At 64.3% G+C, this 18,683-nt stretch carries 12 protein-coding genes; 7 read left to right on the plus strand and 5 right to left on the minus strand.

The window, feature by feature from the left end; translation table 11 throughout:
• Positions 1-82 precede the first annotated feature (82 nt).
• Positions 83-1,003 (plus strand): LysR family transcriptional regulator, encoded by a 921-nt coding sequence (locus tag AC3WMU_RS20945; protein ID WP_492282926.1) that lies wholly within the window; start codon positions 83-85, stop codon positions 1,001-1,003.
• Here the strand turns inward: AC3WMU_RS20945 and AC3WMU_RS20950 are convergent.
• Entirely contained in the window at positions 975-1,745 is a 771-nt protein-coding gene (locus AC3WMU_RS20950) for an extracellular solute-binding protein (protein ID WP_492282927.1), read from the minus strand. The genes AC3WMU_RS20945 and AC3WMU_RS20950 overlap by 29 nt on opposite strands.
• A gap of 191 nt (positions 1,746-1,936) precedes the next feature.
• On the opposite strand from AC3WMU_RS20950, the gene proA reads away from it, so the two are divergent.
• Together proA and AC3WMU_RS20960 are read left to right on the plus strand one after the other, a co-directional pair.
• On the plus strand, positions 1,937-7,924 hold the full coding sequence (proA, locus tag AC3WMU_RS20955; RefSeq protein WP_492282928.1) for an anti-phage protein ProA: 5,988 nt from the start codon (positions 1,937-1,939) through the stop codon (positions 7,922-7,924).
• A 335-nt stretch (positions 7,925-8,259) separates the two neighbouring features.
• A complete protein-coding gene (locus tag AC3WMU_RS20960) occupies positions 8,260-8,982 on the plus strand; it encodes a DUF4377 domain-containing protein (protein WP_492282929.1) in 723 nt (240 codons plus the stop codon).
• Between the two features lie 76 nt (positions 8,983-9,058).
• Here the strand turns inward: AC3WMU_RS20960 and AC3WMU_RS20965 are convergent, their stop codons facing one another.
• The gene (locus AC3WMU_RS20965) at positions 9,059-9,490 is read right to left on the minus strand and encodes a hypothetical protein (RefSeq protein ID WP_006223683.1); all 432 of its coding nucleotides are present in this window, start codon (positions 9,488-9,490) and stop codon (positions 9,059-9,061) included.
• A gap of 85 nt (positions 9,491-9,575) precedes the next feature.
• Positions 9,576-12,038: a penicillin acylase family protein gene (locus AC3WMU_RS20970; protein ID WP_492282930.1), complete on the minus strand. Its 2,463-nt coding sequence runs from the start codon at positions 12,036-12,038 to the stop codon at positions 9,576-9,578.
• Positions 12,039-12,425: 387 nt separating this feature from the next.
• Here AC3WMU_RS20970 and AC3WMU_RS20975 point away from each other — a divergent pair, with 387 nt between their 5' ends.
• From AC3WMU_RS20975 to AC3WMU_RS20985, 3 genes are all read left to right on the plus strand, one after another.
• Positions 12,426-12,932, plus strand: a complete 507-nt coding sequence (locus tag AC3WMU_RS20975; protein WP_006223685.1) for a sigma-70 family RNA polymerase sigma factor — start codon at positions 12,426-12,428, stop codon at positions 12,930-12,932.
• Positions 12,929-13,918, plus strand: coding sequence for a FecR domain-containing protein (locus AC3WMU_RS20980; RefSeq protein WP_006223686.1), 990 nt, complete (start codon positions 12,929-12,931; stop codon positions 13,916-13,918). The genes AC3WMU_RS20975 and AC3WMU_RS20980 overlap by 4 nt, the downstream gene beginning before the upstream one ends.
• 66 nt (positions 13,919-13,984) lie before the next feature.
• Positions 13,985-16,426 carry a TonB-dependent siderophore receptor gene (locus AC3WMU_RS20985; protein ID WP_492282931.1) on the plus strand — a complete coding sequence of 814 codons (2,442 nt, stop codon included), beginning with the start codon at positions 13,985-13,987 and terminating at the stop codon, positions 16,424-16,426.
• Here the strand turns inward: AC3WMU_RS20985 and AC3WMU_RS20990 are convergent.
• Positions 16,414-17,103 (minus strand): cysteine hydrolase family protein, encoded by a 690-nt coding sequence (locus AC3WMU_RS20990; RefSeq protein ID WP_424626723.1) that lies wholly within the window; start codon positions 17,101-17,103, stop codon positions 16,414-16,416. The genes AC3WMU_RS20985 and AC3WMU_RS20990 overlap by 13 nt on opposite strands.
• A gap of 159 nt (positions 17,104-17,262) precedes the next feature.
• On the opposite strand from AC3WMU_RS20990, the gene AC3WMU_RS20995 reads away from it, so the two are divergent.
• On the plus strand, positions 17,263-18,318 hold the full coding sequence (locus AC3WMU_RS20995) for a hypothetical protein (RefSeq protein WP_035212763.1): 1,056 nt from the start codon (positions 17,263-17,265) through the stop codon (positions 18,316-18,318).
• Positions 18,319-18,343: 25 nt separating this feature from the next.
• Here the strand turns inward: AC3WMU_RS20995 and AC3WMU_RS21000 are convergent, their stop codons facing one another.
• Positions 18,344-18,676, minus strand: coding sequence for a DUF4148 domain-containing protein (locus tag AC3WMU_RS21000; protein ID WP_492282932.1), 333 nt, complete (start codon positions 18,674-18,676; stop codon positions 18,344-18,346).
• Positions 18,677-18,683: the final 7 nt, after the last annotated feature.

Consider the following 18,683-nt stretch of genomic DNA (forward strand, 5'->3'; position numbering starts at 1 on the left):
TATGAAGGAAACCCAGTCTAGAAGCGCATATTTTTCGTGTCCAACATATAATTCAATGCTCTGTAAGACAATAATTATCTTTATGTTGAACAGCCGATTACTGCGCCAGTTCATTGCCGTGGCCGAAGAGCTGCATTACGGTCGCGCGGCCTTGCGTGTCGGGATCGCGCAATCGCCGTTAAGCCAGGCCATCCAGAAGCTGGAATCGCACGTGGGCACGCCTCTGTTCGTGCGCAATAAGCGCAGCGTGGCGCTGACTCCGGCGGGCGCGGTATTTCTTGAAGAGGCCTATCAATGGCTGCGATATGAACGCGTAGCCGTCGAACGCGCCCAACACGCAGCCGGCGGCGACATCGGCCAGTTGTCCCTGGGGTATATCGGCAGCGCCGGGTATGGCTTCATGCCGGACCTGATCGGCCAGTTCCGGCGCGACTATCCCCAGGTCAAGCTGCGGGTGTTCGAGATGACCACGCGCGACCAGCTGGAACGCATCAAGGGGCGATACCTGGACGTGGGCATGTTGCGCACGCCGCTGGCCGACGACGAAACCCTGCTTGCGTCGATGCGCTACCAGCACGACCGCTTGATGTGCGCGTTGCCGCACACGCACCGGCTGGCAAAGCGCAAGTCTGTCGCGCTGAAGGAGCTGGCACACGAATCGTTCGTGGCCTTTACGCGCCAGCACGTGCCGGCCGCGCACGCGCAATTGATTTCCGCGTGCGCCACGGCCGGCTTCTATCCGCAGATCGACCAGGAAAGCGCGCAGATCGGCAGCGTGATCTGCCTGGTTGCGGCAGGATTGTCCGTGGCGCTGATTCCCAGCAATCTTCAGTCTTTGATTCATCCGAAAGTCAGCTATGTGCCGCTGTCGGACACGACCGAATTCCTGAAGCAGGAAGTCGGCCTGGCCTGGCGCCGCGACGACGCGAATCCGGCACTGTCGTCGTTCCTGCAAGTGGCGACGCGCTTGTCGGTCAGTCCGTCTTCCAGCCCCACTTCTTGAAGATGGCCTTGCCGTCGGTCGACGCCAGATAATCCACAAAGGCCTGCGCCTGCGGGTTGTTCTTGCCCTGCCGGGTCACCACGGCACCGGCGTCGCGATAGATGCGGTAGGGTTCTTCGATTTCCACCACGCTGGCCAGCGTGGGGTTCGATACCTGCCAGATGTTCCAGATCAACCACGCGTCGATGCTTTGGTCTTCGGTCCACTGGGTACGCGCCATGGCGCTGTTGGCGGCTTCGGGCAGGACCAGATTGGCGCGAAATGCGCGCACGGTGCCGATATCGCCCAGGCGGCCGGCCACGTCTTCCCACAGGCCGGTCTGCCCCGCGCCGGATACGGCCATGACCTTGATGCCCGGTTTGAGCAAGTCCTTAAAGCCGCTGATGCCCTTGGGGTTGCCGGGGCGCACCAGGATCGCCGACGGGCGCAGGTACAGCGTGCGGGCATCGTGCAGGTCGAACACGCCGGGCAGGGCAGTGGCGAAGCTGCTCATCATGTTTTCAGCGCCGCTGAACAGCACGTCGGCATCCTGCTTGGCCTTGTCGGCCCACGCCGGCGTGGGGCCGGCAGTGACGTTGACGGTGATGCCGTGGGTCTTGCCGAAAGCCGTGGCGGCTTCTTTCATGGCAGGCGCGGGGCCGCCGGGGCCGTACACATTCAGGTCTTGCGCGGCCCATGCGGAGGTGGCGGCCAAAGAGGCCAGGACCACCATGCCGCTGGCGAACGTTCTGAACGACTTCATATCCTTCACCCTCATTCAAGTGTCTTCGATCGGCGCCGGAATACGGCGTGCCAATACGATTGACGCGCACGCACACGCGAATATTCCGCTTGTAATGACTGTTACCCGGCGCCGCCATTCGATACGGCTTTAGAATTCGTCCTTGCAGATTAGAAATGGGGCCAGCGCCTCGTATTCGCAGAGAGATATCGATGGATAAGCGACAAGACCTGGAACCGCCGGCGATCCAGGAAGGCGCGGCGCATGCCGCTGGGTTGAACACGCCCGACGCCATCGCCATCACGATCGAATCTGACCCGACGCTGGGCTACGCGTCCATCCAGAACGCCGTCCCCATCGTCCGGTCCCTGCGGTTGACCAACCGTGCGCCGCAGTCCTTCGAGAACATCGAAGTGCATATCCGCTGCAATCCCGCTTTTGCGCAAAGCGTGAAGCTGCGCTTCGACAAACTGGCGCCAGGTGAAGTCCGCCGCATCTCGCCGTTGGACCTGACGCCCGACCATGCTTATGTGGCCGACCTGCAAGAGGCCGTGCGCGCCAGCATCGACGTGGCGGTGCAGGCCGGCACGCAGGAACTGGGCCACGCGTCGCAGCCGATCACCGTATTGGCCTATGACCAGTGGGCCGGCACGCGCGCCTTGCCCGAGCTGCTTGCCGCGTTCTCGATGCCGAACAATCCGGCGGTGGACGTGCTGATCGGCAAGGCGTCCAAGCTGCTGCGCGCGCAGCATGCCGATCTGCAGATGAACGGATACCAGTCCAAGAGCCGCGATGTGGTCTGGAAGCAGGTGTCGGCCATCTACAGCACGCTGGCCGCCGAGTCTCTGCATTACGCCGAGCCGCCTGCGTCCTTCGGCGTGGACGGCCAGAAGATCCGCACGCCGGACCGCATCATGGAAGCCCGCGTGGCCACCTGCCTGGATCTGGCCATGCTGTTCTCGTCCTGCCTGGAGCAGGCCGGACTGCGCCCGGTCATCCTGATGAAGGACGGCCACGCCTGGGTCGGCGTATGGCTGCATCAGGCGTGCTTCGCGGATCCGCTGACCGACGACGTGCAAGCGGTGCGCAAGCGCGTGGACAGCGGCGAATTCCTGGTCTTCGAAACCACCGGCATCGCCCAGCACCCGAACTTCCGCCCATCCCTGCGCCTGGCGCTGGAGCAGGGCGCCGCCCATCTGCGCGAAGAGGACACGTTCCGCTACGCCATCGACGTGCACCGTGCGCGCGAACTGCAGATCAAGCCCTTGCCGTCGCGCGTGGTATCGGTGACGCCGGGCGACGCGGATGAGGTCGAACGTCCTGCGGCCATCGAGCCCACGCCCGACCTGCCGCCGCTGGATCCCGAGTTCGTCATCAGCCTGGAGCCCGCCGACGACACGCCGGAAGGCCGGCTGGCCAAGTGGAAATCGCGGCTGCTGGACCTGACGCTGCGCAACCGGCTGCTGAACTTCAAGCTGACCAAGTCTACGCTGCCCCTGGTCGTGCCCGACCTGGGCCGGCTGGAAGACGCCATCGTCGATGGCAGCGAATTCCGCATCCGCCCCTTACCTGCCGCATTGATGGAAGGCAACGATCCGCGCGTGGCCGATGTGCATCAGAGCCGGGGCGGCCGCGCGCCGTTGGACGACATGGCGCTGGAGGCACTGGGCAACAAGGAACTGATCGCGCGCGTCACGCAGGAAGCGCTGGACGCCAACTTGCTGGCCATCTTTGGCGCGGCGCGCACCGGCCTGGAAGAGGGCGGCGCCAACACCCTGTACCTGGCGATGGGCATGCTGCGCTGGACGGAAAGCCCTGGCGCGGAAAGCGCGCACCTGGCGCCGCTGATCCTGGTGCCGGTGTCGTTGCAGCGTCAATCGGTGCGCAGCGGCTTCCGCCTGGTTCGCCACGATGACGAGACCATCATCAACCCCACGTTGCTGCAGATGCTGCGCAACAACTACGAACTGCGCATCCCGGGCCTGGACATCCTGCCCGCCGACGACAAGGGCGTGGACGTGGCCCGCGTGCTGCAGGCCTTCCGTCTTGCCGTGCGCGAGATCGCTGGCTGGGAAGTGCTGGAGCAAGTGCACCTGGGGATTTTCTCGTTCACCAAGTATTTGATGTGGAAGGACCTGCAGGACCGTACCGAGCAGCTGAAAGCCAACCGCGTCGTGAAGCACCTGATCGATCATCCGGGGCAGGCCTTCGCGAAGGAACCCCTGGATGCGCGCTTTGACCGGCTGGACGACAGCTACAAGCCTGAGGACCTGCTGACCCCGCTGCTGTCCGACTCGTCGCAGCTGAAAGCCATCTGCGCCGTGGATGCCGGCCGCGACCTGGTGCTGGAAGGCCCGCCGGGCACCGGCAAGAGCCAGACCATCACCAATCTGATCGCGCACTTGCTGGCGCGCGGCAAGACCGTGCTGTTCGTGTCCGAAAAAATGGCGGCGCTGGAAGTCGTGCACCGTCGGCTGGCCAACATCGGCCTGGGGCCGTTCTGTCTGGAGCTGCATTCGTCCAAGGCGCGCAAAGCCGAGGTGTTGCAACAGCTGGGCAAAGCGCTGGACCATAGCGGCCAGCGCACCAGCGACGACTGGGCCCGCGAGGCCGAGCGCCTGTCGGTGCTGCGCCAGGACCTGAACGGACTGGTGGACGCGCTGCATCATGAGCATCCCAACGGCCTGACGGTGTTCGACGCCATCGGCACCTGCATTCAGAATGCCGGACGCGACCCGTCGCCGATGTCGTGGCCGGACGGGCAGGCGCATGAGCGCCGGGAACTCGCGCAACTGCGCGAGACCGCAAGGCGCATGGCGACCTTGTCAGGCGAGTTGGGCACGTTGCTTGGCCACCCGCTGGCGCACATCGGCATGGCGGAATGGAGCCCCAGTTGGCAGGATGCGCTGCTGGCGGCGGCACAGGCGCTGGATCAGGCGATTGCCGGGTTCCAGCAGCACGCCGTGGCGGCGGGCGACGACCTGGGCGTGCCGGCCGCCGGCCTGAGCCTGGACGCCTATGCCAGGCTGGACCAATTGATCGACGTGCTGCTGGCCGCCCCGCATGTGCCCCTTGGATTGGCGGCGCAGGCGCACGATGCTTCGGCGCGCTTCCAGGTGCAGGCCATGGTGCGCCACGGGCTGGCGCGCAACGCGCACTGGGCGCAGGTGGGTGGGCAATGGAACGCGCAGTTGGCGGAATTGGACGCCAATGTGCTGAAGGCCGAATGGCTGGCCGCGTGTTCGGCGTGGTGGCCGAAGTCCGTGTTCGCCAAGGGCGGCATCCGCAAGCGCCTGGCCGCCTACCGCACGGATTCCCAACGCCCGGACGACGCGGCGATCAGCGCGGTGCTGACGCCGCTGGCATTGGTCAACCTCGAAGACCGCGAGCTTGCTGTCCTGAAAGCCGATGCCCAGCGCCTGCTGCAGGATTCCTATACGGGTCTGAATACGGATTGGGATCAGGTTCAACGCCACGAGCAATGGGCGCAGCGCTTTGCCGATGCCGTCACGCGGGTCGCGGGTGATGCCGCCACGGCGGCCGATCTGCGCACCCGGTTGCAGGCGCTGGTGGGCGAGAACCGCGCCTTCCTGCAACCGGGCGCGGCGCTGGGCAAGCGGCTGCTGGATTATCGCAATGCATGGCGCGCCTTGCAGGACAGGCTTGCCGATGTCGACACGCGGGCAAAGCCCACCGAGGCCTTGTCGGGTGGCGCGGATGCCAACGGCGCGCTGGAACGCATCCAGGCGGTCATTGCCGGCTGGCGCCACAACAAGCAGTTTCTGATGCCCTGGTGCGTGTGGCGCGAAGCCCGCGAACAGGCGATCGGTGCACAACTGCAAGGCCTGGTCGCGTCGCTGGAACAGGGCCGCGTTCCGCTTGCGCAGGTGGAAGCACATTTTGAATTCAGCTACCGCAATTGGTGGGTGAAGAAGGTCATCGACCATTCGCCCGTGCTGCGGTCGTTCTCCAGCGCCGACCACGAACGCAAGATCCGCGAATTCCGCGATGCCGACGACCGCTTCCAGACACTGACGTCGGCCTATATCGCCGCGATGCTGGCCGGCAAGGTGCCCGCTGGCAACGGCATCCTGGTCAGTCCCGACAGCGAGTTGGGACTGCTGCGGCGCGAGCTGCAGAAGAAGGCGCGCCACGTTCCCGTGCGCCAGCTGATGCAACGCCTGCCGTCGCTGTTGCCGAAACTCAAGCCCTGCCTGCTGATGTCGCCGTTGTCTGTTGCGCAATACCTGGACGCCGGCCATTCGCAATTCGACGTGGTGGTGTTCGATGAGGCGTCGCAGATTCCGGTGTGGGATTCCGTCGGCGCCATCGCGCGCGGCCAGCAACTGGTGGTGGTGGGCGATACCAAGCAACTGCCGCCCACCAGTTTCTTCAGCAAGTCCGCGCCCGAAGAAGACGGCGCAGGCGACGACGGGCAGGTCGAGGACCTGGAGAGCATCCTGGATGAATGCCTGGGCGCCGACATGAACCGCCTGCGCCTGCAGTGGCACTACCGCAGCAAGCACGAAAGCCTGATCACCTTCAGCAACGTCACCTACTACGACTCGCAACTGATCACCTTCCCGTCGCCCGTCACCGACGACGTGGCCGTGCGCCTGGAGAAGGTGGCCGGTGTCTATGACCGGGGCGGCAGCCGCACCAACCGCCGCGAAGCCGAAGCCATCGTGCAGGGCATCGAACAGCATTATCTGGACAAGTCCCGCCGCCGTCAGACGCTCGGTGTGGTCACGTTCAACCAACCCCAGCAATCGCTGATCGAAACCTTGCTGGACGCCCGCCGCCGCGCCAACGCCGACCTGGACAAGGCCATTTCGGCCCAGTCCCGCGAGCCGCTCTTCATCAAGAACCTGGAGAACGTGCAGGGCGACGAGCGCGATGTCATCTATTTTTCGATCACCTTCGGGCCAGATGCGGCCGGCAAGATGACGATGAACTTCGGGCCGCTGAATGGCGAGGGCGGCCATCGGCGCCTGAACGTCGCGATTTCGCGCGCTCGGGAAGGCGTGGTGATCTACAGCACGCTGATGCCGGAACAGATCGACCTGTCCCGCGTGCGGGCGACCGGCGTGCGGGATCTGAAGCATTACCTGGAGTTTGCGCTGAAGGGGCCGCGCGCCCTGGTCGAGCAGTCGTTGCCCACGGGGCGCGAGCCGGACAGCCCGTTTGAAACCCAGGTTATCAAAGTGCTGCGCAATCACGGTTGGACCGTGCATCCGCAAGTGGGGTGTTCGGGATACCGGATTGACATGGGCGTGGTGGATCCGCGCGCGCCCGGCAGGTATCTGATGGGCATTGAATGCGATGGGCGCGCCTACCACTCGGGCGCCACGGCGCGCGACCGTGACCGCCTGCGGCAGGTGGTGCTGGAAGGGTTGGGTTGGCGCCTGCATCGGGTCTGGTCGACCGACTGGTGGATCAATCCCGAGCGGGAAGTGGAAAAGATCCTGGCCCGCTTGAACGCGGAGCTGGAGCGCAAGGTCGAGGAGGAGCCGGAAGCGGAAGAGGTCGAGGAAGCCGTCCAGCCGAGCGCGCCCGACAGCGGCCGCCCCGTGGAATTCGTGATCACGACGGAGGAGGGCGCCTGGGCTGCCGAGCACGGCGCATCGGTTTCTGCCGGCACGCCTGGCGGGTTCGAGGTGTACCCCCTGGCGGCACTGGAAGGCGGGGACTCAGAGGCGTTCTACAGCCGCGCCAACAACAGCCAAGTGACCGAACAGCTGCGTGTGGTGATCGAAACCGAAGGGCCGATTGCCGAAACCGTGCTGCACCGTAAGGTGGCGCGCGCCTGGGGCCTGGAGCGCACAGGCGTCAGGATCGTTGAACGGCTGCGTACGCTGACGCCGATGGACGTGGGGCAGACCGAGGAAGGCGAAACCACCTTCTACTGGCCGGCGGGCGCGAAGCCTGAGGAGTGGACGGGCTTTCGCGGGGCGGGCGAAGACGACGCGACGCGCCGACGGATCGACGACGTGTGTGTCCAGGAACTGGCCAACGGCGTCTTGCATGTGCTGGCGATGACTGGAAATTCGCCCAAGGCGGATGTGATCAAGTCGGTGTGCCGGATGCTGGGCATGGCGCGGACCTTGGCGGATGCGGAAGCGCGGGTCGAGCGGGCGGTGTATGCGTTGGCGCAGCGGGGCTTGGTGCGGGAAGAGATGGGGATGCTGCGGGTCGCGTAGCCAGATGGCGTAAGGTGTCAGACTGTAAGCGCCCGCGGGTCGTCAGCGGCTTGTCAGGGCAGGCCCTGATTTCTGCCAGGGCAGCAGGGTAAACGGCTGCGTGCGGCGCGCAGCCGTCGCCATCCGGCCGCAAATCGGTTGGCAAGATTTTGAAACGGTCTGGAAGCCGGTTCTCCAAATTCGTCCACGCTGCGAACGTAGAATTCCGCTTTTCATCAGTGCCATCCGGCTTACAGGAACGAACCATGAAAAAAATAATCCTCCTTGCGTCCGCATGCGCCGCGCTGCTTCAAGCTTGCGCCCCGGTTTCCTCCCCTAGCGAAGGATCGTCCTCCATGCCCACTCCTACCGCCACGTCGCCCGCCAGCCAATTGACCCTGCCCGCCTACTACTGGCGCCTGGCTTCCGCTACCGATACGTCGGGCAAGCCGGTCGCCGCGTTGCAGAAGGGGATCGAGCATCAGTTGCGCCTGACGTTCTCGAACGACGCCCTGAACATTCGTGGTGGCTGCAATGCGCAATTCGGCGGCTACCGTTATCAGAACGGCGTGTTGCATGTGAATAACCTGGCGTCCACGATGAAGGCGTGCGAACAAAGCCTGATGCAGCTGGATGCCGAGATCAACGAGCGGATGAAGGGCGACCTGCGCGCCACGCTGTCCGGCGATACCGCCGAGCCCGCGTTGGAGCTGGTCGGGCAGGATGGCACCGTCCTGAAGTTCGTCGGCGAACCCACGCCCGAGACGCTGTACGGCAGCGCCGGCGAAACCATCTTCCTGGAAGTCGCGGCCAAGAAGGCGGAATGCAGCCATCCGATGATTCCCAACTACCAGTGCCTGATGGTGCGCGAGCGCCGCTACAACGAAGCTGGCGTGCAGCAGCCGACGCAGGACAAGTGGCATCCGCTGTACCAGTCGATCGAAGGCTTTGAGCACAAGGACGGCGTGCGCACCGTGCTGCGCGTGAAGCGTTACGACTGGAAGAACCCGCCCGCCGACGCGCCGTCGAAGGTGTATGTGCTGGACATGGTCGTGGAGCAGGACGCGTCGAAGAAGTAAGGGCCGACGCTTCGGCCCTTTGTCAGGATGCCCGAGCGCTGTGCGCGCTCGGGCCTGTTCCCGCTGGACTCCTGCGTCACCGCCGCTTTGCGCGGGCTCGCAGGTCGTCGCGCACTGCGGCGTAGCTGCAGTAGCGGGCGAAATCCCGCTTGGCGAACGCCAGGTACAGCCCCGTCGCGATCATGAAGGCGCTGAAGATCGATACGTACAGCAGGCGATCGGGGGCGTCTTGCAGCAGCCCTAACGCCAAGTACAGGTTGAGGACCCCGAAGCCCAGCAGCAGCGCCATCAAGATCCAGCGCGCCCACGGGCTGCCGCGGTACAGCCACGCCAGTAGAAGCGCGGGCAGCAACAGTTTCTTCGCCGCCGAGAAATCGCCTTGCAGCACGGCCAGGATTTCGTAGCTGAGGGCGGCCAGCGTACCGGCCAGGACGATGAACCAGAAGCGCCGTTCGCTGGGCTGCCGGCGCTCGGTCGGTCGGGTGCCGGTAAGGGTTCTTTCGGTCATGCGGTCTCCATTAAAAGATGAAAAATGCCGGGCCGCGACATCGTCCTTGCGTCGCGGCCCGGCACCGGTCAGTCATGCCGCCTTCTCAATTCCCGGACGGCCGCAGCGTCAGCGTATCCGCGCGCTCGCTGTCCACTTTGGCGCGGCTGAAGGCCATGGGGAAGTACTCCCCGGTGGCCCAGCCCTTCAGCAGATCCTGATAATGCGGGCTGCGCGGATCGGCCGATTGCCCCGGCACGTTCTGGACACGTGAGTTATCCCAGTTGGCCACGTCGATCACCTGGCGGTACGACGAGCCGCTGATCTGGCGGAAGTCGCTCTTGCGGAACGTGCCGCGATGCACCGTGTCGTTGTCGCCGCCCACCGGATAGCGCGGGGTGCCATAGGCCTTTGCCGTGTCGGGTGGCAGCAGGCTGGCCAGGCTGTGCTCGAACTGGATGTGATGCAGCTTGCCCCATTGCCATTGCGTCGAGTCCGGTCCCAGCGTGGCGCGCAGCTTCGTCACCCCATCAGCCAGCGCCTGCAGCAGCAGCGCGTCCCGCCCTTGCTCCGGCCGAGGGCCGAACGCGGCATCGGGGGTAGCCAGCTTTTCCAGCGTCTTGCGGGTGGAGAGTTCGCCGAAGGCGGCGCGCCCGTTTGCAGGCACGTAAAGATCCGTCACGCGCTTGACGACTTCGGGCAGCCAGAACGCGTAGACCGAGGCGGCTCGCGACTCGGTGCCCATGCGTGCGTCCCAGTCCTTGAGCAGGCCCAGGGCGTCATTCAAGGCGGGGTCGGCGGCGTTCAGGGTTTTGGCATAGCCCATCAGCGTGCGGGCGGGAATCGACAGATTGTCGTACTGCAGGTCCTGGGATTGCTGCACCGTCAGGCCTTTGCCGTCGGCCAGCACCTCGCGGATGCGCTGCACGCGGTAGGGTTCGGCCCAGGTGCGTGCCGACATTTCCTTGTAGGCGAAGTCGGCGGGCAGGTTGTACTCGTTGGCGGTCGCCACATAGCCTTCGGGCGGGTTGAAAGCCCGGGGCAGCGCGCTACCCGGCAGGATGCCGCGCCATTCGAAATCGCCATTGCCCGGCACCGGCAACATGCCTGACCAGTCGCCGCGCGGACGGATCGGCGCGATGCTGCCGCCAAACCAGCCGATGTTGCCGTCCACGTCGGCATACACCATGTTTTCGCTGGGCGTGTAGTGCTTTTCCATGCCGGCGACGAACTCGTTCCAGTTCTGCGCCTGGTTCAGCCGCAGGCTGGCCAGATAAGCGGCGGTTCCCGGGTATTCCAGATAAGCGGCGCGCAAGGCATAGGCCTTGTGACGCACCAGGTCTTCGTGGATCACCGGGCCGTGGCGCGTAAATTTCAGGTTGCGGACGGCGGGCGTTGCGCCGCGCACGGGGATGGACTCGTCAACCTGGCGCATCTTTTCCCAGCCGCCCTGGTAGCGGTATTCGCCGGGATTGGCCGGGTTGGTGTCATAGACGTAAAGGTCTTCTTCGTCCCCGAATGCGAAGATGGTCAGGCCGAAGGCGATGCGGTCGTTGTGGCCCATGGACACGCCCGGCAGCGCGGGTTCTCCGGCGCCGATCACGTTCCAGCCCGGCGCGTTCAAGTGCACCATGTAGCGCAGGGACGGCATCGTAATGGACCGGTGCGGGTCGCCGGCCAGGATGGGCTTGCCGCTGGCGGTGCGCTGGCCGCCGATTGTCCAGTTGTTGCTCTCATAGCGGGTCGCCATCGGATCGAAATCCGCGTCCAGCGATGCCAGCCTGTTTTTCGACAAGGCGCTGGCGAGCTTCGCCCGTTCATCTTCCGCCAACGGACTGCGCGGGAAGTCGGCCGCAACGAATTTCTGGCCGTCGCGCGCCAGCGTGTAGTTGGCAAGTACCGTCTTGTCGATCTGGCGCACGTCCAGGCCCGCCGGCACCTGCAGCGCCAAGGGCGGCTCGAACGTGCTCAGCCCCTGCACGTTGTTCAGCCCCAAGCTGGCGACCTGCTGCGCCATCTTGACTTCCTCATTGACGTTGCGCGTCAGCGCGTAGATGCGGATCAGCGAGGTCTCGGGGCTCCAGTATCCGGGTTCGGTGCCGGTCAGCTTGAATTCCGGCGGCAGTTGCTCCGGATTGGCCTTCACCCAGTTCACATAGGCGTTGATGCCGTTGGCGAACGCGGTCAGGATGGCCTTGCCTTCAGGGTGGTAACTGGCGAATTCGGCCTGCATGTCGCCACGGAAGAGGAACAGGCGCGCGGCGCGATCCTGTTCGATGAAGCGCGGCCCGAACTGTTCGGCCATTTTGCCTTCACCCTGGCGGCGCCACAGATCCAGTTGCCACAAGCGGTCGCGCGCAGCGGTAAAGCCCTGGGCGAAGAACAGGTCATTCTGGTTCTGCGCATAAATGTGGGACACGCCGTGCTTGTCCCTGACGATATCCACGGGCTGGGACAGCCCGGCCATATCGATGGTGTCTTTCTTGCCGCCGGGCGCGGCGCAGCCGGCCAGTACGCCAATCAGCCCACTCGCCAGCAATGCGGCGATCCTGCGATTAAGAAAACGCATGGCTTCTCCTCCGGTTTATAGCTTTTGTATTCGCCTGCGGGCCCCGGAGCGTCGTGCCGCCGGATGTTCGTGCAAGCAAGCCATACAACTAAATCAGGCGTGGCGGCAGAGGTGTTTTATTTGATGAAATTTGGGAAAGCTTGTAACACTGAACGAGGGGCGGGGCGGATGGCGGCAGCGGCGCGGCCGCGCACGGGGGCGTTGTCGGCGGCCAGAACGGCCCGCTTCCGTCGGAAATCTCAAATTGCAGTCTGATACCTTATTCCGTCCCCCACTGCCTTGGGGCGTCCGCAGGCTGAGTGGATGGGGCAGGGGCACGGTTTTTCCCCCAAGCGCGAAGTTGATGTTGTAAATTGTAGTCATTCTCATCTATCCCCCTGCGTTTCCATGGATGCTTCCGATCCCACCCCGCAGCATTCCCTTCATACGCTCTACCAAGACCACCAGGGGTGGCTGCAGGGCTGGCTTCGTAAAAAACTGGGGTGTGCCTTCGATGCCGCCGATCTGGTCCACGACACCTATCTACGCGTGCTGGCCCGCCGGGAACCGGGGGATATCCGTGAGCCGCGGTCCTATCTGGCGACGATTGCGCATGGCCTGATGGTTAATCACCTGCGGCGCAGGGATTTGGAACGCGCCTACCTGGATACGCTGTCACAATTGCCTGAAACGCATGCGCCATCGCCAGAGGCGCGTGCACTGGCGCTGGAAGCCTTGTTCGAGATCGACGCCATGCTCGACGGCTTGCCGATACCCGTGCGGCGCGCGTTTCTGCTGTGCCAGCTGGAAGGCCTGACCCACGCCCAGATCGCCAAAGTCCTGCGCGTGTCGGTCGGGTCAGTGCGGCTGTACATCGCGCGCGCATTGCGCCACTGCCTGGAGCTTGCGACGTGAGCACGGATGAAGCAGGGCGCATCGATCCCCGCGCGCTGGATGGCGCGGTGGACTGGTTCCTGCGGCTGACGTCGGGCGCCACCACCGAGGCCGATCGTGTGCAATGGCAGGCGTGGCGCCAAGCCAATCCCGAGCACGAACGGGCCTGGCAACGCACCGAAGCGCTGACGCGGCGCTTTGACGCGTTGCCCAAGGGAGTCTTGCCCGTATTGGGCCAACCGCGATCGCCGGCGCGCCGGCGCGCGTTGGGCAAGCTGATCGTGCTGGCCAGCGCCGGGGGCGCGACCTGGTTCGCATACCGCGACGAGGCGTGGCGTGGCTGGGTGGCTCAGTATCGGACGCCGGTGGGCTCGCGGCGCGAGCTGACGTTGGCTGACCATACCCGCGTCGTGTTGAACGCGGCGACCTCGATGGATGTATTGTTCGACACGCAGCAGCGCGTGATCGCGCTGCATGCCGGAGAAATCCTGATCGAGACGGCGCCTGATCCGGAGCGCCGTTCGCGCCCCTTCATCGTCCGGACGCGCGAGGGCAGCATCACCGCGCTGGGAACCCGTTTTGTGGTCAGGCGCGATGACGGCGTATCGGCGGTGCAGGTGCTGGAAGGCGCCGTGCGCGTGGCGCCGCGAGGGGCATCGGACGACGGCGTGCGGATGGTGCCGGCGGGCATGGGTCTGCGTTTCACCGATGGGCGCGCTACCGCCGCAGAGCGGGTGACGGGCGACCCGTCGGCGTGGCAGCGCGGCATGCTGCAAGTGGACGACATGCCCCTGAGCGAGTTCCTGCGCGAGCTCTCCCGCTATCGGGCGGGCTGGGTCGATTGCGCGCCCGAGGTGGCGCACCTGCCGATCTCGGGGGCTTTCCCGCTGACGGACACCGATCGCGTGCTGGCAAGCGTGGCAGAGACCTTGCGTCTAGACCTGCGTTATCGCACGCGCTACTGGGCATCGATCGTGCCGCACGGCGGCGGCGCCATGAATTTGTAACGGCGACTAGCACTTTGCGCGTCTTATCTGGCTACGAGGGTAAGACCAACATTTGGAGTGCCCGTCATGCCCCCGCGTTTTCCGTTTTTGTGCGCAAGCGTCTCCCGTCATGCGCTGCGCGGCGCAACTGCTTTCGCGCTGCCGCTGGCCGGGATGATGGCGCCTGCCCAGGCGCAGACAGCCGGCGGGCCGGTAAGCGTGTCCATCGCGCCCGGACCGCTTAGCGCGGCGGTATCGGCGTATGCGGCCAAAGCCGGCGTCCTGCTGTCGTTTGATCCGGCGTTGACGCGTGACCTGCAGTCGCCTGGACTGAACGGCACCTACGTCTTCGAAGACGGGCTGCGGCAACTGCTGGCCGGCAGCGGCCTGGAGCCTGCGCGGCGCGCTGATGGCGGCTATACGTTGCGCCGGCTGCCACAGGGTGAAATCACCGCGCTGCCCGCCGTCACCGTGACCGGCGCCCGCGACAGTGAGCCGCCCTCAGAAGGATCGGGCTCCTACACCGTACCGGCCACCAGCGCCGCCACCCGCATGCCGCTGTCGCTGCGCGAGACGCCGCAATCCGTCAGCGTCGTCACTCGCCAGCAGATGGACGACCAGAACCTGAACACGCTCGACGAAGTGCTGCGTCAGACGCCGGGCATCGTATCTGACCGGTTGGACGAGCGGGTAACGTTCACGTCCCGCGGCTTCGCGCTGAGCACCATGATCGATGGCGTTCCCACATTCTCGTTCAAGACGCCTTCGGCCGAGGCCGGCATGGTCAACACCGCGCTCTACGACCGGGTGGAAGTGATCCGCGGCGCTGCGGGGTTGCTCAACGGCGTCGGCGAACCAGGCGGATCGGTAAACCTGGTGCGCAAGCGACCCACCTCGGAATTCGCCGGACACGTCACCGGCGGCGTTGGCCGGTGGAACAGCTACAACGCCGAAGTGGACCTGGGCGGCCCATTGAATAGCGCTGGTACGTTGCGCGGCAGAGTAGTGGCTGCCCGCACGGCGGGCGACACCTTCATCGACTACAAGAAGCGGTCCGACGATGTTTTTTACGGGATCCTTGAAGCCGACCTTACGCCAGACACGACCCTGAGCTTCGGGTATGAACATCAAAAGACCGCCATCGACGGCGCCAATTTCGGGCAGGCGCCGCTGTTTTACAGCGACGGCACCCGCACGGATTTCCCCAGGTCGTTCAATCCCGGCACGCCGTGGAGCCAGTGGGACATGTACACCGACAAAATATTCGTCACGCTGGATCATCGCTTGGCCAGCGGCTGGCGCGTCAAAATGGACGCGAGCCGTTTGAAGAACGAGAGACGGGCGACGTGGGGATATCTCTTTGAATACTTCCCTGTCGAACCGTCCGGCGACTCCACCATCGAGATTCGCGACAACCCGGCGACGTCCACCAATAAATCCTTCGACATCTACGCCGAAGGCCCCTTCCACGCATTCGGCAGGGAACACCGCGCCTCGTTGGGGGTGAGCTATAACAACTACCGAAGTGAGCTCAACCTGAATTCCGCGAACCCGGCCGGCTGGGACCGCCGGCCGTTAAATTTCTACGAGCTCCAGAATTTCCCGAAGCCGACCACCTTCCATACCTATTTCAATACTTTCCTGGACGCGAAAGAAACCGCCGTTTACGGATCCACGCGGCTGAAGGTCGCTGACCCGGTGTCGGTCATTCTTGGCGCCCGTACCACCTGGTACGAAGAGAAGTCATCGTCCTACAACGGTCCCGCTGACACATGGACGACCAATCCCACGGCAAAGGCCAATGGCGTTTTCACGCCGTACGCCGGCGTGGTGGTGGATGTGACCAAAGACTTTTCCGCCTACGGCAGCTATACCCGGATTTTCATCCCCACGTCTTCGCGCGACGCCAACAACGCTGTGTTGCCACCGCAAACCGGACAGAACTATGAACTCGGCTTGAAAGGCGAGCACTTGGACGGCAGGCTGAATTCAAGCTTCGCAATATTCAGGACACAAGAGGAAAACGTGGCAGTCGAAGATCCGACGGGCTTGCCGCTGCCCGACGGAAGCACGCCCTACCGTTCGGTCAAAGGCGCGCGCAGCAAAGGTTTCGAACTGACCCTGTCGGGTGAGGTGGCGCGCGACCTGCAATTGATGGGCGGATACACGTACTTCGCAAAGCGCGACGCCGAAGGCGCGTTGCTGTTGCCGAGCACGCCGGAACGGCTGTTCCGGTTGGCGGCCAGCTACAGGCTGCCGGGAGCATGGAACAAACTCACGGTGGGTGGCAACGTCAGCTATCAAAGCAGCGTCTATTACGACCAAGCCAGCGGGCTGGGACGCGCCAGTCAAGGTGGCGTGACGCTGTTCGGCCTGATGGCGCGCTACGAGTTCAACCAGCATGTGGCGGCGTCGGTCAACGTGGAAAACCTGACGGACAAGCACTATTACAGCGGGTTGGGCGGGTACAACGGCTACAACTATGGCACGCCGAGGAACGTGTGGATGAAAGTCAGCTATAAATTTTGAGGCACGTCTAGGGCGGCCGGGGCGCCCAGCCATGACGAGGCGTCGGCCAGCGACAGCACCGTCGTGCGTGACGCGAACGCCGTCGCAAAAAGGTGGTCATGTACCACCTGATCGGGGTCATAGCAGCAGTCCTTGACGGTCAGCAAGCGGAAGTCCGCATCGCTGGCGTACGCCACTGACGACAGCACGACCCCGGTTGACGCGATCCCCACCATCATCAGCGTATCGATACCTTGCGCGGAAAGCCGGACCTGCAGGTCGGTGCCGAAGAACACGCTGGCGCGATGCGCGATGATGAGTGGCTCGCTGGGCAGCCTGCCGAGTTCCGGCGAGACTTGGTCGCTCACGAAGCGCCCCAGCTGCTTGATTCCTTGCCCGTTTTTGTTCAAGGGGCTGACTTCGGGATAGCCGGGGCTGAAGCGAAGGTTGGCGAAGTAGACGCCAATACCCCGATGCCGCGCGGCATCGCACAAACTGCGCGTATTCGCGAGCAACGCCGGCGCGACCGACGGGAACAGGTCGAGGATGTCGGTCTGATAGTGCATGACCAGCAACGCCGTCCGCTCCGGCCTGATCGCCGCGTCGTGTGCGAACGGGCGTTGCGTCGCCGCAACTGCCCCCGCTTCATATATCCGGTCGTCCGGATCGGCTTGCCCGATTTCAGTGGATGGCGGCATGGGATGTGCGTATTCAAAAAGGACGATTCAATCTACCACGGGGCAAGCCGGACAAGCACATCTTTGGCCGTATCGGACGTTCGGTAAACTCCGTACGAAGACGCTTTGCGTCCGGTTTCTCCGTTCGCACCCCCCCTCACTATGCCGCCTGCTTACGCCATGTCTAGCCCCATTGCCGATCTCATTGCCGCGCTAAGCCCGCCCGTGCTGACCCCCGACGATCTGGATTCTTTGGAACAATTCTTCAATCGCCCCGAGGTTCGCGCGTTTTACGTGCACGCCCAGGACGCGGCACACACCAGCGCATCCCTGCAGGCCTGCGTGGATCTGCTGCCCCGGCTGCACCCCAACCGCGCGTCGGCCCTGGCGCTGATGTGCGGGTCCCTGGTTGAAGACGATGCCGATCCCGCCATGCTTTTTCCGACGTTGCAATCGCTGCTGAGCCAGTGGCTGCAGACCCTGCGGCCCTATTGCGCGCAGGAAGTCGAAGCGGACGATGACGAGGTCGAGGAAGCCGACCGCCAGGCCTGGGCGGATGCGCAAGCGAAGATGGCCGCCGTTGCCGAAGACGAGCGCTGGCAGGTCGAAGCCCTGCATCAAGCCGTGGACGTCCTGGTCTTGCCCATGATGACGATGCTGATGCGCGACCAGGGCAACCATCAGGCCTTTGTATCGGACGACGCCTTGATGGGGTTGCTGCACCCCATGGCCACCAGCAACGACAGCCTGCCGTTCGAGCAATTGCATTACTTATGGATGGCGGCGCAAGTCAGCTACCTGGACGAATTGGTCGTAGTGATGCCTGCGTCCCGATCCGGCTTCGTCGTGCAAGCCCACGCCGTCAACAATACTTTCCATGCCTTCACGTTGCTGCAGATCATCATTGGCGAGCATGCCGAAGCTTTGGGTGTGAAGCGGGACATCGCGCCGCGCCAGCCCGATATGGAGCGGGACACCGCCGACTTCCAATGGCTGCAGATCGGCGCCTATGCCGACGGCGAACTGGTCCAGCCGATGCTGTGGGCCTGGGGCGAAGCGGCGTTGCGCCTCAACATGGCCAAACATGGAAAGCGGGTGCTGGTTGCGCTGGAGACCGATGAGGGCACCCAGCGCAACTGGTCGGGATTCAACGGCATCATCCACGACGCGCAGCAGCCGTCGATGACGTTCAAGCGGTATCTGACGGCCGATGAGGTGACGTCTTATCTGGCTTGACCGCCCATGGCCGCAGGCAAACGTGTCACCACTTGCCCGGGTTTTGCGATTGCGATTGCGACTGCATTTGCGACGAGGTGGTGCCGGGCCTTACCGTGTCCACGTATTTCTTATAGCTGTCGATGTATTCCGGGCTGTTGATGTCCGGCGTGTTGTCGCTATTCCAGTTTCTTTCGACGCCGGATTGCTTCCAGGCGGCCAGGTCGCGCATGACGTCGTCGCGGCTAAGCGTGACGTTCGGCTCGGGCGTGGCGGTGGTGGGGGCGGCTCCCATTTGTGCAACGGCGGGGCCGGACAGCAGCGCAAAGGACGCCAAGGCCACCGGGAGGGCGGCGCGGAGGGTCAGGATGGGCTTCATGAAGTGC

Source organism: Achromobacter sp. FW305-C-13 (assembly GCF_058783475.1).

Bases quoted from the DNA above. Each gene is read 5' to 3' on its own strand.
- AC3WMU_RS20960 (WP_492282929.1), top strand. From the start codon at position 8,260: ATGCCCACTCCTACCGCCACGTCGCCCGCCAGCCAATTGACCCTGCCC.
- AC3WMU_RS20990 (WP_424626723.1), bottom strand. From the start codon at position 17,103: ATGCCGCCATCCACTGAAATCGGGCAAGCCGATCCGGACGACCGGATA.
- AC3WMU_RS20950 (WP_492282927.1), bottom strand. From the start codon at position 1,745: ATGAAGTCGTTCAGAACGTTCGCCAGCGGCATGGTGGTCCTGGCCTCT.
- AC3WMU_RS20970 (WP_492282930.1), bottom strand. From the start codon at position 12,038: ATGCGTTTTCTTAATCGCAGGATCGCCGCATTGCTGGCGAGTGGGCTG.
- AC3WMU_RS20945 (WP_492282926.1), top strand. From the start codon at position 83: ATGTTGAACAGCCGATTACTGCGCCAGTTCATTGCCGTGGCCGAAGAG.
- AC3WMU_RS20975 (WP_006223685.1), top strand. From the start codon at position 12,426: ATGGATGCTTCCGATCCCACCCCGCAGCATTCCCTTCATACGCTCTAC.
- AC3WMU_RS20995 (WP_035212763.1), top strand. From the start codon at position 17,263: ATGTCTAGCCCCATTGCCGATCTCATTGCCGCGCTAAGCCCGCCCGTG.
- AC3WMU_RS20985 (WP_492282931.1), top strand. From the start codon at position 13,985: ATGCCCCCGCGTTTTCCGTTTTTGTGCGCAAGCGTCTCCCGTCATGCG.
- AC3WMU_RS21000 (WP_492282932.1), bottom strand. From the start codon at position 18,676: ATGAAGCCCATCCTGACCCTCCGCGCCGCCCTCCCGGTGGCCTTGGCG.
- proA (WP_492282928.1), top strand. From the start codon at position 1,937: ATGGATAAGCGACAAGACCTGGAACCGCCGGCGATCCAGGAAGGCGCG.
- AC3WMU_RS20965 (WP_006223683.1), bottom strand. From the start codon at position 9,490: ATGACCGAAAGAACCCTTACCGGCACCCGACCGACCGAGCGCCGGCAG.